The organism is Streptomyces sp. NPDC042100 (assembly GCF_055582325.1).
Genome location: NZ_JBVJDK010000002.1, coordinates 510,817 through 525,967 on the forward strand (window position 1 = coordinate 510,817; position 15,151 = coordinate 525,967).

A 15,151-nucleotide genomic window follows, 5' to 3' on the forward strand; every position below is an offset into this window, starting at 1 on the left:
GGATTAGGTTAGGCTAACCTTACTTTCGCCTTGACCGACCGTGTCCCCCAAACCCGGAAGGGCCCCCACATGCGTTCCCACCTGCTCAACGACACGACGGCGGAGTCATACCGACGCTCCGTCACCGAAGGAGTGGAGCGGGTGGCGCGGAAACTCGCCACGACGCGCGGCCCGTTCAGCGGCATCACGCCCGCCGAACTCGCCCCCGTGGTCGACGCGGTGGACCTGGACCGCCCGCTCGGCGACGCCTCCGCCGTCCTCGACGAGCTGGAGGACGTCTACCTCCGCGACGCGGTCTACTTCCACCACCCGCGCTACCTCGGGCACCTCAACTGCCCGGTGGTCATCCCCGCCGTCCTCGGCGAGGCCGTCCTCTCCGCCGTCAACTCCTCCCTGGACACCTGGGACCAGAGCGCCGGCGGCACCCTGATCGAGCGCAAGCTGATCGACTGGACCACCGGCCGGATCGGCCTCGGCGCCGCCGCCGACGGCGTCTTCACCAGCGGCGGCACCCAGTCCAACCTCCAGGCGCTGCTGCTGGCCCGCGAGGAGGCCAAGGCCCCGGCCGGCTTCTCCGGCCCCGCCGACCTGGCGAAACTGCGGATCTTCTCCTCCGAGTGCAGCCACTTCAGCGTCCAGAAGTCGGCCACCCTGCTCGGCCTCGGCGCCGACGCCGTCATCTCCATCCCGGTCGACCGCGAGAAGCGGATGCAGTCCGTCGTCCTCGCCGCCGAGCTGGAGGCCTGCCGCGCCGAGGGCCTGGTCCCGATGGCGATCGTCGCCACCGCCGGCACCACCGACTTCGGCTCCATCGACCCGCTGCCCGAGGTCGCCGCCCTCGCCGCCGAGTACGGCGCCTGGATGCACGTCGACGCCGCCTACGGCTGCGGGCTGCTCGCCTCGCGCACCCGCCGCGAGCTGCTGGCCGGCATCGAGCGGGCCGACTCGGTCACCGTCGACTTCCACAAGTCCTTCTTCCAGCCGGTCAGTTCCTCGGCCCTGCTGGTCCGCGACGGCGCCACCCTGCGCCACGCGACCTACCACGCCGACTACCTGAACCCCCGCCGCGCCGTCACCGAGCTGATCCCCAACCAGGTCGACAAGTCCCTCCAGACCACCCGCCGCTTCGACGCGCTCAAGCTGTGGATGACCCTGCGCGTCATGGGCGCCGACGGCGTCGGCGAGCTCTTCGACGAGGTCTGCGACCTGGCCCGGGCCGGCTTCGAGCTGCTCGCCGCCGACCCGCGCTACGACGTGGTCGTCGAGCCGCAGCTCTCCACCCTGGTCTACCGCTACATCCCCGAGGCCGTCACCTCGCCCGAGGAGATCGACCGCGCCAACCTCCACGCCCGCAAGGCCCTGTTCGCCTCCGGCGAGGCCGTGGTCGCGGGCACCAAGGTCGACGGCCGCCAGTACCTGAAGTTCACCCTGCTCAACCCCGAGACGACCGTGGCCGACATCGCCGCCGTCCTCGATCTGATAGCCGGCCACGCCGAGCAGTACCTGGGAGAGAACCTTGTCCACGCCTGAGACGACCTATGACTTCATCGGCATCGGTCTCGGTCCGTTCAACCTCGGCCTGGCCTGCCTGACGGAGCCCATCGACCAGCTGAACGGGGTGTTCCTGGAGTCCAAGCCGGACTTCGAGTGGCACTCGGGGATGTTCCTCGAAGGCGCCCACCTCCAGACCCCGTTCATGTCGGACCTGGTCACGATGGCCGACCCGACCTCCCCGTACTCCTTCCTGAACTACCTGAAGGAGAAGGGCCGGCTCTACTCCTTCTACATCCGCGAGAACTTCTATCCGCTGCGGACGGAGTACAACGACTACTGCCGCTGGGCCGCCGCGAAACTCTCCAACGTGCGCTTCTCCACCACCGTCTCGGCCGTCACCTTCGACGAGGCCGCCGAGGAGTACGTGGTGGCCACCGAGTCCGGCGAAACGTTCCGCTCCCGCCGCCTCGTGCTCGGCACCGGCACCCCGCCGCACATCCCCGAGTCCTGCGCGGACCTGGGCGGCGACTTCCTCCACAACTCGCGCTACCTCCCGAACAAGGAGGCGCTCCAGAAGAAGAAGTCGATCACCCTGGTGGGCAGCGGCCAGAGCGCCGCCGAGATCTACTACGACCTCCTCTCCGAGATCGACGTCCACGGCTACCGGCTCAACTGGGTGACCCGCTCCCCGCGCTTCTTCCCGCTGGAGTACACCAAGCTCACCCTGGAGATGACCTCCCCCGAGTACGTGGACTACTTCCACGCCCTCCCCGAGGCCACCCGCTCCCGCCTGGAGACCGCGCAGAAGGGCCTGTTCAAGGGCATCGACGGCGAGCTGGTCGACGCGATCTTCGACCTGCTCTACCAGAAGAACCTGAACGGCCCGGTCCCCACCCGCCTGCTCACCAACTCAGCGCTGCGCACGGCCGCCTACGACGAGGCCACCGGGAGCTACACGCTCGGCTTCCGCCAGGAGGAGCAGGAGAAGGACTTCACCGTCGAGACCGAGGGCCTGATCCTCGCGACCGGCTACAAGTACGCCGTCCCCGCCTTCCTGGAGCCGGTCGCCGGCCGCTTCCGCTGGGACACCCAGGGCCGCTTCGACGTGGCCCGCAACTACTCGATCGACACGACGGGCCACGGCGTCTTCCTCCAGAACGCCGCCGTGCACGCCCACTCGGTCACCTCGCCCGACCTGGGCATGGGCGCGTACCGCAACGCGTACATCATCGGGGAGATGCTGGGTTCCGAGTACTACCCCGTCGAGAAGACCATCGCTTTCCAGGAGTTTTCGGTATGACCGTGTCGATACGCCCGCTCGATCCGCTCAAGGACGCGGAGCTGATCCACCCGTGGGTCACCCACCCCAAGGCCGCCTTCTGGATGATGCAGGACGCGAAGCTCCAGGACGTGGAGCGCGCCTACATGGAGATCGCCGCCCACCCGCACCACGACGCCTTCATCGGGCTCGTGGACGGTGAGCCCGCCTTCCTCATGGAGCGCTACGACCCGGCGGAGGCCGAGCTCGTCGGCCTCTACGAGGCGCAGCCCGGCGACGTCGGGATGCACTTCCTCGTCGCGCCCACCGACACCCCCGTGCACGGCTTCACCCGGCTGGTGATCACCGCCGTGATGCGCGAGCTGTTCGCCGACCCGGCGACCGCCCGCGTGGTCGTCGAGCCCGACGTCCGCAACACCGCCGTGCACGCGCTCAACGCCGCCGTCGGATTCGTTCCGGAGCGGGAGATACAGAAGCCCGAGAAGGCCGCGCTGCTGAGCTTCTGCACCCGCGCCCAGTTCGAGGCCGCCACGGCCGCCACGGGAGCCACAGCATGAGCACCTTCGCCGACCCCGTCGCCCACCTCACCCCCGAGCGCTGGGCCGACGCCAACCGGGCGCTGATCCGCAAGGGCCTCGCCGAGTTCGCCCACGAGCGGCTGCTCGACCCGCAGGAGCTCGGCGAGGGCCGCTACCGGGTGCTCAGCGACGACGGGCGCACCGAGTACCGCTTCACCGCCGACCGCTTCGCGCTGGACCACTGGCAGATCTACCCGGACTCGATCAGCTGCCACTCCGGCAACGAGCAGCTCCCCCTCGACGCCCTGCGCTTCGTCACGGGGCTGCGCGGCGCCCTCGGCCTGAGCGACGAGATCCTGCCGGTGTACCTGGAGGAGATCTCCTCCACGCTGGCCGGCACGGCGTACAAGGCGACCAAGCCGCGGGTGACGGCGGCGGAGCTGGCCCGTGCCGACTTCCAGGCGATCGAGACCGGGATGACCGAGGGCCACCCCTGCTTCGTCGCCAACAACGGGCGGCTCGGCTTCGGCGTGGACGAGTACCGGGCGTACGCCCCGGAGGCGGCGTCCCCGATCCACCTGGTGTGGCTGGCCGCGCACCGCGACCGCACCACCTTCACGGCGGGCGCGGGGATCGACTACGAGACCTTCGTGCGCGCCGAGCTCGGCGACGCGGCCGTGGACGGCTTCGCGGCCGTCCTGGCGGCCCGCGGCCTCGACTTCGCGGACTACCTGCTGATGCCGGTGCACCCGTGGCAGTGGTGGAACAAGCTGTCCGTCACCTTCGCCGCCGAGGTCGCCCAGCAGCGGCTGGTGTACCTGGGCGAGGGCGACGACGCCTACCTGGCGCAGCAGTCCATCCGTACCTTCTTCAACACCGCCGACCCGGCGAAGCACTATGTGAAGACGGCGCTGTCGGTCCTCAACATGGGCTTCATGCGCGGCCTCTCGGCGGCGTACATGGAGGCCACCCCGGCCATCAACGACTGGCTGGCGGGCCTGATCGAGTCGGACTCCGTCCTGAAGGCGGCCCGCTTCTCGATCATCCGCGAGCGCGCGGCGGTGGGCTACCGGCACCTGGAGTACGAGGCGGCCACCGACCGCTACTCGCCCTACCGCAAGATGCTGGCGGCGCTGTGGCGCGAGTCGCCGGTGGCCTCGCTGGGCGAGGGCGAGCGGCTGGCCACGATGGCCTCCCTCCTCCACGTCGACCACGCGGGGGCCTCGTTCGCGGGCGCCCTGGTCAAGGAGTCGGGCCTGGCCCCGGCGGAGTGGCTGCGCGGCTACCTCGACGCGTACCTGCTGCCGGTGCTGCACTGCTTCTACGCCTACGACCTGGTCTACATGCCGCACGGCGAGAACGTGATCCTGGTCCTGGACGAGAAGGGCGCGGTGGTCCGCGCGGTGTTCAAGGACATCGCCGAGGAGATCTGCGTGATGGACCCGGACGCGGTGCTGCCGCCGGCGGTGGAGCGGGTGCGCGCCGAGGTCCCCGAGGACATGAAGCTGCTCTCGGTCTTCACGGACGTCTTCGACTGCTTCTTCCGTTTCCTGGGCGCCACGCTGGCGGCCGAGGGGACGGTGCCGGAGGACGAGTTCTGGCGTGCGGTCGCCGACTGCGTGAAGCGCTACCAGGCGGCCAACCCGGCGCTGGCGGACCGCTTCGCCCAGTACGACGTCTTCGCGGAGACCTTCGCGCTGTCGGCCCTCAACCGCCTCCAGCTCCGCAACAACCGCCAGATGGTGGACCTGGCGGACCCGTCGGCGGCGCTCCAGCTCGTCGGCGACCTGGTGAACCCGATCGCCCGGTTCGCCTGAGCCCCACCCACCCCACGGCCCGGCGCGGGCCCCGGCGGAGTACGGTCCTCCGCCGGGGCCCGCGCCGTCGCGCGTCTGCCTACTCGGCCTCCCACGGCACCTGCGGCGAGCGGTGGTAGCCGATGCCGAGGGCGGTCAGGCGCGGGCCCTGCGCGGCGAGGCGGAGCCTGTACGCCTCCCAGTCGTGGGTGGCGGCCGGGGACCAGCCGAGCTCGGCGATGCCGGGCAGGCGGGGGAAGGCCATGGTGTCGATGTGGGCGCTCCGCGAGATCGTCTCGGTCCACAGCGGGGCCTCCACGCCCGCGATCGCCGATTCGGGCAGGCCGGGCAGGAGGGTGGCGGGGTTCCAGTCGTAGGACCGCTGGACCTCGACGTAGCCGGCCCAGGAGAGGCCGAGCGGGGTGTCCTTGGTGTACTTCATGTCGAGGTAGGCGCGGTCGGCGGGCGACAGGATGACCCCGGTGCCGTTCCGGCCGGCCGCCGCGACCCGCTCCTTCTCGGCGGCGGAGCCGCGGTCCAGGCCCCAGTACTGGACGAGGGCGCCCTCGGCGGGCCGGGCGCCGGTCAGCTGGTGCCAGCCGATGACCGTCTTGCCGTACTTCGCGACGACGGGCTGGACCCGGTCCATGAAGGCGACGTAGTCCTCGTGGCTGGTGGAGTGGGCCTCGTCGCCGCCGATGTGGAGGTAGCGGCCCGGGGTGAGGGCGGCGAGCTCGCGGATCACGTCGTCGACGAAGTCGTACGTGATCTCCTTCGGCACGCACAGCGAGCTGAAGCCGACGGAGGTGCCGGTGTAGAGCGGCGGGGCGACGCCGTCGCAGTTGAGTTCGGCGTAGGAGGCGAGGGCCGCGTTGGTGTGGCCGGGCAGGTCGATCTCGGGGACGACCTCCTGGTAGCGGGAGGCGGCGTAGCGGACGATCTCGCGGTAGTCGTCCTTGGTGTAGAAGCCGCCGGGGCCGCCGCCGACCTGGGTGGAGCCGCCGTACGTGGCGAGCCGGGGCCAGGAGTCGATGGCGATGCGCCAGCCCTGGTCGTCGCTGAGGTGCAGATGCAGCTTGTTGATCTTGTAGAGGGCGAGCTGGTCGATGTAGCGCTTGACCTGGTCGACGGTGAAGAAGTGGCGGGAGACGTCGAGCATGGCGCCCCGGTAGGCGAAGCGCGGGGTGTCGGTGACGGTGCCGCCGGCGATCTGCCAGGGGCCGGGCTGGACGGTGCGCTTCTCGACGGCGGCGGGGAGCTGCTGGCGCAGGGTCTGGACGCCGCGGAAGAGCCCGGCGGGCCGGTGCGCGGTGAGGGTGACGCCGGTGCGGCCGGAGCGCAGCTCGTAGCCCTCCTCGCCGAGCGCGGTGGCGCGCGGGGAGACGCGGAGCAGGATGCCGCCCCGGGCCGCGTCGTCGGCGTGGGCGTCGACGACGGGCAGCGGGTAGCCGGTGGAGGGGCGGAGCAGTCCGGCGAGGTAGCGGCCGATGGCGCGGGACTCGCGGGCCTGGGCGCCGCCGGTGCCCGGGTCGACGCGGACGACGCTGGAGCGGCCGAGGGTGTACGGGGCGCCGCCGGGGGCGACGGCGGCGGGCGCGGGCACGACCGCGCCGAGCGGGCGGGGGGCGGCGGGTTCCCGGCCGTCGGCGCGCGGGGGGCCGACGGCGCCGACGGTGGCGAGGCCGGCGGCGACGAGGAGGAGTGAACCGAGGAGTCGCGGAAACGTTCTGCGCTGTCTCACGGGCCTGTCCCTTTCGATGACGGTCGATGGGCGTGCGGCGAGCGTGGCGTATCCGTTCGGTCACCATGCGTACCCCGCGCCTCAGTCGCGGTCAAGGTGTAGACCAATTAGCCCATTCGGCGGCGCGATCATGGCTCCTGCTGCCCGATTTCGGGCAGGATTCTTGCAATGCCCCTCGGGTACCCCTCAGTATTCACGGGTGCTCGAACGCCGACCGTCGCACGACGACCTCATCGACCATCTGGTCCGCAGCACCGCGCTCCAGCGCGGTGAGGCCGCCCGGGTGGTGCTCGACGTGCTGGCGTACTTCGACGAGTCGACCGAGGACTTCGTCCGGCGCCGCCATCGCGAACTGCAGTCGGGCGGCTCGGTGAACGCCGAGATCTTCGAGCGGATCGCGGGCGAACTCCCGCACCGCGCGGTGGCGCCCCCGGAGCTCTCCCTCCGGCAGCTGCGCCGCATCGTCTACGGCTGAGTCGGCCGAGCGCCCCCACTGACCTTGGAGGATCAACACCTGTGTGTGGAATCGTCGGTTACATCGGCAGGCGTGACGTCGCCCCGCTGCTGCTCGAAGGACTCCAGCGCCTGGAGTACCGCGGTTACGACTCCGCCGGCATCGTCGTCACCAGCCCGAAGGCCGCCGGCCTGAAGATGGTCAAGGCCAAGGGCCGGGTCCGCGACCTGGAGGCCCGGGTCCCCAAGCGCTTCGCCGGCACCACCGGCATCGCCCACACCCGCTGGGCCACCCACGGCGCCCCCAGCGACATCAACGCGCACCCGCACCTCGACGCGGAGAACAAGGTCGCCGTCGTCCACAACGGCATCGTCGACAACGCGGCCGAGCTGCGCGTCAAGCTGGAGGCCGAGGGCGTCGTCTTCGTCTCCGAGACCGACACCGAGGTCATCGTCCACCTGATCGCCCGCTCCCAGGCCGACTCCCTGGAGGAGAAGGTCCGCGAGGCGCTCAAGCACATCGAGGGCACCTACGGCATCGCTGTGATGCACGCCGACTTCAACGACCGCATCGTGGTGGCCCGCAACGGCTCCCCGGTCGTCCTCGGCATCGGCGAGAAGGAGATGTTCGTCGCCTCCGACGTCGCCGCCCTGGTCGCCCACACCCGCCAGGTCGTCACCCTCGACGACGGCGAGATGGCCACCCTGAAGGCCGACGACTTCCGCACGTACACGACGACGGGCGCGTCCACCACCGCCACCCCGGAGACCGTCGAGTGGGAGGCCGCCTCGTACGACATGGGCGGCCACGACACGTACATGCACAAGGAGATCTCCGAGCAGCCCGACGCGGTCGACCGCGTGCTGCGCGGCCGGATCGACGACCGCTTCTCCACCGTGCACCTCGGCGGCCTCAACCTGGACGCCCGCGAGGCCCGCTCCATCCGCCGGATCAAGATCCTCGGCTGCGGCACCTCGTACCACGCCGGTCTGATCGGCGCCTCGCTGATCGAGGGCATGGCCCGCATCCCGGCCGACGCCGAGCCGGCCTCCGAGTTCCGCTACCGCAACCCGGTCGTGGACCCCGACACCCTGTACGTCGCGGTCTCCCAGTCCGGCGAGACCTACGACGTGCTGGCCGCCGTCCAGGAGCTCAAGCGCAAGGGCGCCCGGGTCCTCGGCGTCGTCAACGTGGTCGGCTCCGCGATCGCCCGCGAGGCCGACGGCGGCGTGTACGTGCACGCCGGCCCCGAGGTCTGCGTCGTCTCCACCAAGTGCTTCACCAACACGGTGGTCGCCTTCGCGCTGCTCGCCCTGCACCTCGGCCGCATCCGCGACCTGTCCGTCACCGACGGCAAGCGGATCATCGAGGGCCTGCGCCGGCTGCCCGGCCAGATCGAGGAGATCCTCAAGAGCGAGGACGAGATCAAGAAGCTGGCCAAGGAGTACGCGGGCGCCCAGTCGATGATGTTCATCGGCCGCGTCCGGGGCTACCCGGTCGCCCTGGAGGCCTCCCTCAAGCTGAAGGAGATCTCCTACATCCACGCCGAGGCCTACCCGGCCTCCGAGCTGAAGCACGGCCCGCTCGCCCTCATCGAGCCCGCCCTGCCGACGGTCGCCATCGTCCCCGACGACGACCTGCTGGAGAAGAACCGCGCCGCGCTGGAGGAGATCAAGGCCCGCAGCGGCCGGATCCTCGCGGTCGCGCACCAGGTCCAGGAGAAGGCCGACCACACCATCGTCGTGCCGAAGAACGAGGACGAGCTCGACCCCATCCTGATGGGCATCCCGCTCCAGCTCCTCGCCTACCACACGGCGCTCGCCATGGGCCGCGACATCGACAAGCCGCGCAACCTGGCCAAGTCCGTCACGGTCGAGTAGGGGCGCCCCGGGCCTGTCCCCCGGGGCCCCGCCCGCCAGGCCTGTCCCCCGGCGGTCGACCGGACACGAAAGCGGTCCCCGTGCATCCCAGGTGCACGGGGACCGCCGCTTTCGTACGCCGTGTCCGCGTACGTCCCGCCGGCCGCTCAGCTCGCGGCGGCCGCTCCACGGGACGCCCGGGCCACCGAGGTCGGCCAGCCCGCGGCGGCGGCCGTGGCGCCGTACCAGGCCGCGAGACCGGCGACCGCGGCGACCCAGCCGCCCGCCTTGCCGAGGCCCGCGTTGCCCGCGAGGGCGCCGATGCCCAGGAGCAGCAGCGCGACGAACAGCAGCCCGTACACGCCCTGGCCGAACAGCCCGCTGCCGCCCGCCGCGAGGGTCAGGGTGAGCGCGAGGAGCGCCCACAGCAGCAGGAAGAGCCCGGCGGCCTCGGAGGAGTGCTCGCCGCCCGCGCCGGTGCCCCAGGTGAACCAGAAGGCACCGAGGGCCGCGTAGGCGGTGCCCGTGCCGCTGTCGCCGGCGCGCAGGGCGAGCAGGCCGACGACGAAGAGGGCGACGCCCCCGACGAAGGTGGCGAGACCGGCGGCGTCGGACGGGCCGACGTGGTCGATCACGCCGGTGGAGCCGAGGCCGAAGGCGAGGAGGGTGAGTCCGAGGGCGAGGTTTCCGAGGGTGGAGGTGGTGTTTCCCGCGGCGGCTTCGTTGGACACGGCGGGCTCCCTTCAGGAGTGCAGTTGTGCTGCTTGGGCCACTTTGTTCCGGTGCTCTTTAGCTACCCTTCACAAGCACACAATTCACCTGAGGAAGGCCGAAATATTGGCCGAATCAAGGGAGTTGACGATGTGTCCGCTGGGACGGACGCGTACGGTCCGGCTACGGGATGACGACGACGGGCCGCTGGGCCCGCCGGGCGAGCCGGCCGGCCACCGAGCCGAAGATCCGGCCGACGATGCCATGGGTGGAGCCGACCACGATGGCGTCGGCGGCGTACTCCTTGCCGACCTCCTCCAGTTCGTGGCAGATGTCCCCGCCGCGCTCGACCAGGATCCAGGGCACCTCGGAGAGGTGCTCGGCACAGGCGAGCTCCAGCCCGAGGACCTCGGTGCGATGGTCGGGCACGTCCACGAAGACCGGCGGCTCGCAGCCGGCCCACACGGTGGTGGGCAGCCGGTTGGCGACGTGCACGATGATCAGGCCCGAGGCCGAGCGGCGGGCCATGCCGATGGCGTAGGCGAGGGCGCGCTCACTGGACGTGGAGCCGTCGAAGCCGACGACCACTCCGTGCCGGAAGGCCGGATCGCAGGAGTGGCGTGGCTGTTCCACCGCGAGGGGGTCGGCCGTGGAGTCGGCGACGCGCTTGCGGTCCGCGGGTTCGGGGAATTCGTGACCGGCCATCGGTGTCTCGGCGAAGAGAGTCCTCTTGGGAGGGACGGAAAGGGGGAGCGGAACAACGGTTGGCGGCGGAGCTGTGTCCGGGAATCATCTTCCCAAGCCCATACCCCCAAGGGTACGGCGACACTCCTCCCGTGCCCAGGGGTGTCTCCGGCACTTCGGGGGACACCCTTACGGCGTTCCCCGGAGAATGCACGAGCCCCGCACCCTCGCGCAATGCCGCTTGTCCCCTACAGCTGTCGGCAGGGGGCCGAACGGGCGCCCGCCGCAGTGACCGGAACGTTCCATTCCTCGTTCCCACAGGTCACGCCGTCGCCGCAGGGAGTCCGCCCGTGCCCGCACCCTCCTCCGCCCCCGCCGTCCGGCCCCCCGAAGCCCCCGGAGCCGCGCCCCGCGCCGCCGCCGGGCCCCCCGCCCCGCGCGGGCGGCGCCGGACCCCGGCGGAGGAGCCGGCCGCCCCGGGGCCGGACGCGGCGAGCGACGTGGTGCGCTGGGCGGTCTTCTGCTGCGCGCTCGTGCCGGTGGTCCTGGTGGTCTACGGGACCTCCCTCGGCGGCGCCGCCGGCGCGGCCCTGGGGCTCGCCGCCGTGACGGCCGCCTGCCGGGTGCTGCTGCGCCGCTCGGAAAATGGCTTGCGCGCCGAGCGCGCGCGCCCCCGTACTGGTCGCGGACACCCTCGGAGTTGACAGGGTCGTACGTCGATTCCCATACGTTTTCAGCCAAGTTCCGACTAGCGGTCAAAGACTGGCCGAAGACCGCTCAACCCGCGTAGGGCTTGGCGTCCACGCTCTGGACTGCGTCGGCCGATCGAACGCTTCACGCCACGTACCCATGTCGACAATCCGCCGGGCGGAGAACTTGTCACGCCGGCGGCACCGGACGCAGTAGATTCGATCATGGGTACCGAAGACTGGGGTCTCGTGCAAAACCGAGGGGAAACGTGGCACAGCGACACGACCAGGGAGACGCCAACACCGAGGGGGGCTTAGCGTCATGAGCCAGGACCACTCCGTCGCACCGGAGGCGGCACGGAAGCTGTCCGGGCGCCGCCGTCGCGAAGTCGTCGCGGTACTGCTGTTCAGCGGCGGGCCCATCTTCGAGAGCTCCATCCCGCTCTCCGTGTTCGGCATCGACCGTCAGGACGCGGGGGTGCCACGCTACCGGCTCCTCGTGTGCGCCGGCGAGGACGGCCCCCTGCGGACCACAGGGGGACTCGAACTCACCGCGCCGTACGGCCTGGAGGCCATCAGCCGCGCCGGCACCGTCGTCGTGCCGGCCTGGCGCTCGATCACCTCCCCGCCGCCCCCGGAAGCGCTCGAAGCGCTCCGCCGGGCGCACGAGGAGGGCGCGCGCATCGTCGGCCTGTGCACGGGGGCCTTCGTCCTCGCCGCGGCCGGCCTGCTCGACGGGCGCCCCGCGACCACGCACTGGATGTACGCGCCGACGCTCGCCAAGCGCTACCCCTCGGTCCACGTGGACCCCCGGGAGCTCTTCGTCGACGACGGCGACGTGCTGACCTCCGCGGGCACGGCGGCCGGCATCGACCTCTGCCTGCACATCGTGCGGACCGACCACGGCACGGAGGCCGCGGGCGCCCTGGCGCGCCGGCTGGTCGTCCCGCCGAGGCGCAGCGGCGGTCAGGAGCGCTACCTCGACAGGTCTTTACCCGAGGAGATCGGCGCCGACCCGCTGGCCGAGGTCGTCGCCTGGGCGCTGGAGCACCTCCACGAGCAGTTCGACGTGGAGACCCTGGCGGCCCGCGCGTACATGTCGCGGCGGACCTTCGACCGCCGGTTCCGCTCGCTGACGGGCTCCGCCCCGCTCCAGTGGCTGATCACCCAGCGGGTGCTCCAGGCGCAGCGGCTCCTGGAGACCTCCGACTACTCGGTCGACGAGGTCGCCGGGCGCTGCGGCTTCCGCTCGCCGGTCGCCCTGCGCGGGCACTTCCGGCGGCAGCTCGGCTCCTCGCCGGCCGCCTACCGGGCCGCGTACCGGGCCAGGCGTCCGCAGGGTGACGGCGGGACCGCGGTGCTCGACCCGGTCGTGCCGGCGCAGCTCGCCTCGGCTCCGCGCCGGCCGATGGGCCCGCTGGAGCCGGGCCGGCTGCCGTCGGACGCCTTCGGCCCCGGCCGGGCCGCGCTGCCGGGCCAGCGCAGCGCGCCGTAGCCCCACCCCCGTACCGCGCCGCCACAAGCCGCGCACCGAGAAGACCGACGGGCCCCCGGGACACCTCCCCGGGGGCCCGTCGGGCGTGCCGGGGGCGGCCGCCGGGTCTCCCCCCGTTCCCCAGGACACCCCCTAAGGTAGGACGCATGAACGATCGCATGGTGTGGATCGACTGCGAGATGACCGGGCTCTCGCTGACGGACGACGCACTCATCGAGGTGGCCGCGCTGGTCACCGACTCGGAACTGAACGTGCTCGGCGAAGGCGTGGACATCGTGATCCGCCCGCCGGACGCGGCCCTGGAGACCATGCCGGACATCGTGCGCGAGATGCACACCCACTCCGGCCTCCTCGACGCGCTCGCCGAGGGCACCACCCTCGCCGACGCCGAGGCCCAGGTCCTCGCGTACATCCGCGAGCACGTGAAGGAGCCCGGCAAGGCCCCGCTGTGCGGGAACTCGGTCTCCACCGACCGCGGCTTCCTCGCCCGGGACATGGCGGCGCTGGAGAAGCACCTCCACTACCGGATCGTCGACGTGTCCTCGGTCAAGGAGCTGGCACGCCGCTGGTACCCGAGGGCGTACTTCAACAGCCCGGAGAAGAACGGCAACCACCGGGCGCTCGCGGACATCCGCGAGTCCATCGCCGAGCTGCGCTACTACCGCGAGGCCGTCTTCGTGCCGCAGCCCGGCCCGGACTCGGAGACCGCGAAGCAGATCGCCGCGAAGCACGTCGTCCCCGCGGAATGAGCCGGGCGACGAGCCCGGAGTGAGCCCCGCTCGCGCCCGTCGAACAACGCGGGCGCGAGCACCCTCAAACACCCTGTAGACTTCTTCTCGGCCGGTCGGGGAAACCCTAGGGAAAACCGCCGGTCATGGTGGGTATAGCTCAGCTGGTAGAGCACCTGGTTGTGGTCCAGGATGTCGCGGGTTCGAGTCCCGTTACTCACCCTGATGCCGAAGGCCCCGGTTCGAGAGAACCGGGGCCTTCGGCGTTTCCGGCGCGCCCCCGCCGCCGCCTGGCACCCGTGCGGGTGAGTTCCCGGCCGTCCGGCGAGCTGACGCCGGGGCCTCGGGCGGGCGGCCGGTACGGTCGGGGGCCATGGGGAGCGGACGGAGGGGGACGAACGGGTACGGGGCCGTCCTCGCCCTCCTCCTGACCGCCGCCCTCGCCGCCGGCTGCGCCACCGACCCGCCGGGGCCGCCGCGCCCCAAGGACGCCGGGGCGGGCGGGCGGCGGGCGGTGACCCTCACCGTCGGGGTCTTCGGGAACTTCGGCCTCAAGGAGGCCGGGCTCTACGACGCGTACATGCGGCTGCACCCGCACATCGCGATCCGGCAGAGCTCCGTGGAGCGGAACGAGAACTACTACCCGCAGCTCATCACCCACCTCGCCACCGGCTCCGGCCTCGCCGACGTGCAGGCCGTCGAGGTGGGCAACATCGCCGAGGTGGTCGCCACCCAGGGCGACCGGCTGGAGGACCTGGGCGCGGCGCCCGGGGCCGACCGGCGGTCCTTCCTGCCCTGGAAGTGGGCGCAGGGCACCGGCCGGGACGGGCGGACCGTCGCGCTCGGCACCGACATCGGGCCGGAGGCCGTCTGCTACCGCAAGGACCTGTTCGCGCGGGCCGGGCTGCCCACCGACCGGACGGCCGTCGGGCGGCTGTGGGCCGGAGACTGGCGCCGCTACCTGGAGGCGGGCCGGCGGTTCGCCGCGCGGGCCCCGAAGGGGGTGGCGTTCACCGACTCGGCGTCCGGGGTGATGTCGGCGGTCCTGGTGGGCTCGCCGCTGCGGTACTACGACGCGCGCGGCGAGCTCGTCCTGCGCGACAACCCGGCCGTGCGGGCGGCGTGGGACCTGGCGGCGGAGTTCGCCCGGGAGCGGCTGACCGCCCGGCTCGCGCCGTTCACCCCGAGCTGGGACCACGGCTTCGCGAGCGGTTCCTTCGCCACGATCGCCTGCCCCGCCTGGATGCTCGCGTACATCATGGACAAGACCGGTCCGGCCGGGCGGGGCCGCTGGGACGTGGCCGCCGCGCCGCGCCCCGGCAACTGGGGCGGCTCCTTCCTCGTCGTCCCCTCGGCGGGGCGGCACCGGGCGGAGGCCGCGCGGCTGGCGGCCTGGCTGACCGCGCCCGCGCAGCAGGCCCTGTTCTTCGAGCGCCGGGGCGGCTTCCCCAGCTCCTCCGCGGCGCTCGCGCTGCCCGTCGTGGCGGGCGCCCGGCACCCGTACTTCGGGGACGCCCCGGTGGGCGCGATCTACTCGGCGGCGGCGCGGGGCGTGCCGCGCGCGCCGATCGGGCCGAAGGAGGGGCTGATCGCCCAGCACCTGACGGAGGGCGGGATGCTCCAGGTCGACCAGGCGGGGCGGGATCCGGACGAGGCCTGGCGCGCGGTGCTGGCCTCCATCGACAACGCGCTGGACCGGTGAC

At 72.0% G+C, this 15,151-nt stretch carries 13 protein-coding genes and 1 tRNA gene; 11 read left to right on the plus strand and 3 right to left on the minus strand.

Translation table 11 applies throughout. The features are described from left to right. The first annotated feature begins 69 nt into the window (after positions 1-69). The 4 genes from ACZ6J5_RS06445 to ACZ6J5_RS06460 are packed head-to-tail and all read left to right on the plus strand — an operon-like array spanning position 70 to position 5,108. Positions 70-1,530: a pyridoxal phosphate-dependent decarboxylase family protein gene (locus ACZ6J5_RS06445; protein ID WP_469388244.1), complete on the plus strand. Its 1,461-nt coding sequence runs from the start codon at positions 70-72 to the stop codon at positions 1,528-1,530. Continuing rightward, positions 1,517-2,794: a lysine N(6)-hydroxylase/L-ornithine N(5)-oxygenase family protein gene (locus ACZ6J5_RS06450; RefSeq protein ID WP_469388245.1), complete on the plus strand. Its 1,278-nt coding sequence runs from the start codon at positions 1,517-1,519 to the stop codon at positions 2,792-2,794. Before ACZ6J5_RS06445 ends, ACZ6J5_RS06450 begins: the two co-directional genes overlap by 14 nt. After that, positions 2,791-3,330, plus strand: a complete 540-nt coding sequence (locus ACZ6J5_RS06455; protein ID WP_469388246.1) for a GNAT family N-acetyltransferase — start codon at positions 2,791-2,793, stop codon at positions 3,328-3,330. The genes ACZ6J5_RS06450 and ACZ6J5_RS06455 overlap by 4 nt, the downstream gene beginning before the upstream one ends. Continuing rightward, a complete protein-coding gene (locus ACZ6J5_RS06460; protein ID WP_469388247.1) occupies positions 3,327-5,108 on the plus strand; it encodes an IucA/IucC family protein in 1,782 nt (593 codons plus the stop codon). Before ACZ6J5_RS06455 ends, ACZ6J5_RS06460 begins: the two co-directional genes overlap by 4 nt. Before the next feature lie 79 nt (positions 5,109-5,187). On the opposite strand, the gene ACZ6J5_RS06465 is transcribed toward ACZ6J5_RS06460, so the two are convergent. Next, positions 5,188-6,828, minus strand: coding sequence for a family 20 glycosylhydrolase (locus tag ACZ6J5_RS06465; protein ID WP_469388248.1), 1,641 nt, complete (start codon positions 6,826-6,828; stop codon positions 5,188-5,190). Between the two features lie 199 nt (positions 6,829-7,027). Here ACZ6J5_RS06465 and ACZ6J5_RS06470 point away from each other — a divergent pair, with 199 nt between their 5' ends. Together ACZ6J5_RS06470 and glmS are read left to right on the plus strand one after the other, a co-directional pair. Continuing rightward, positions 7,028-7,303 (plus strand): hypothetical protein, encoded by a 276-nt coding sequence (locus tag ACZ6J5_RS06470; RefSeq protein ID WP_351662955.1) that lies wholly within the window; start codon positions 7,028-7,030, stop codon positions 7,301-7,303. A 41-nt stretch (positions 7,304-7,344) separates the two neighbouring features. Further along, a complete protein-coding gene (glmS, locus tag ACZ6J5_RS06475) occupies positions 7,345-9,162 on the plus strand; it encodes a glutamine--fructose-6-phosphate transaminase (isomerizing) (protein ID WP_469388250.1) in 1,818 nt (605 codons plus the stop codon). Positions 9,163-9,308: 146 nt separating this feature from the next. Here glmS and ACZ6J5_RS06480 read toward each other — a convergent pair whose 3' ends face one another. Then, a complete protein-coding gene (locus ACZ6J5_RS06480; RefSeq protein ID WP_469388252.1) occupies positions 9,309-9,872 on the minus strand; it encodes a GPR1/FUN34/YaaH family transporter in 564 nt (187 codons plus the stop codon). Positions 9,873-10,035: 163 nt separating this feature from the next. Further along, complete coding sequence (locus ACZ6J5_RS06485; protein WP_469388254.1) at positions 10,036-10,557, minus strand: universal stress protein; 522 nt, start codon at positions 10,555-10,557, stop codon at positions 10,036-10,038. Between the two features lie 329 nt (positions 10,558-10,886). Here ACZ6J5_RS06485 and ACZ6J5_RS06490 point away from each other — a divergent pair, with 329 nt between their 5' ends. The 5 genes from ACZ6J5_RS06490 (at position 10,887) to ACZ6J5_RS06510 (ending at position 15,150) form a co-directional block, all read left to right on the plus strand. Continuing rightward, positions 10,887-11,240, plus strand: coding sequence for a hypothetical protein (locus ACZ6J5_RS06490; protein WP_469388256.1), 354 nt, complete (start codon positions 10,887-10,889; stop codon positions 11,238-11,240). A gap of 307 nt (positions 11,241-11,547) precedes the next feature. Then, positions 11,548-12,720 carry a helix-turn-helix domain-containing protein gene (locus tag ACZ6J5_RS06495; protein ID WP_469388258.1) on the plus strand — a complete coding sequence of 391 codons (1,173 nt, stop codon included), beginning with the start codon at positions 11,548-11,550 and terminating at the stop codon, positions 12,718-12,720. 146 nt (positions 12,721-12,866) lie between these two features. Continuing rightward, the gene (orn, locus tag ACZ6J5_RS06500; RefSeq protein ID WP_469388260.1) at positions 12,867-13,469 is read left to right on the plus strand and encodes an oligoribonuclease; all 603 of its coding nucleotides are present in this window, start codon (positions 12,867-12,869) and stop codon (positions 13,467-13,469) included. A gap of 128 nt (positions 13,470-13,597) precedes the next feature. Further along, a tRNA-His gene (locus ACZ6J5_RS06505) sits at positions 13,598-13,670 on the plus strand. Between the two features lie 151 nt (positions 13,671-13,821). Next, positions 13,822-15,150 carry an ABC transporter substrate-binding protein gene (locus ACZ6J5_RS06510; RefSeq protein WP_469388262.1) on the plus strand — a complete coding sequence of 443 codons (1,329 nt, stop codon included), beginning with the start codon at positions 13,822-13,824 and terminating at the stop codon, positions 15,148-15,150. Position 15,151 lies beyond the last annotated feature (1 nt).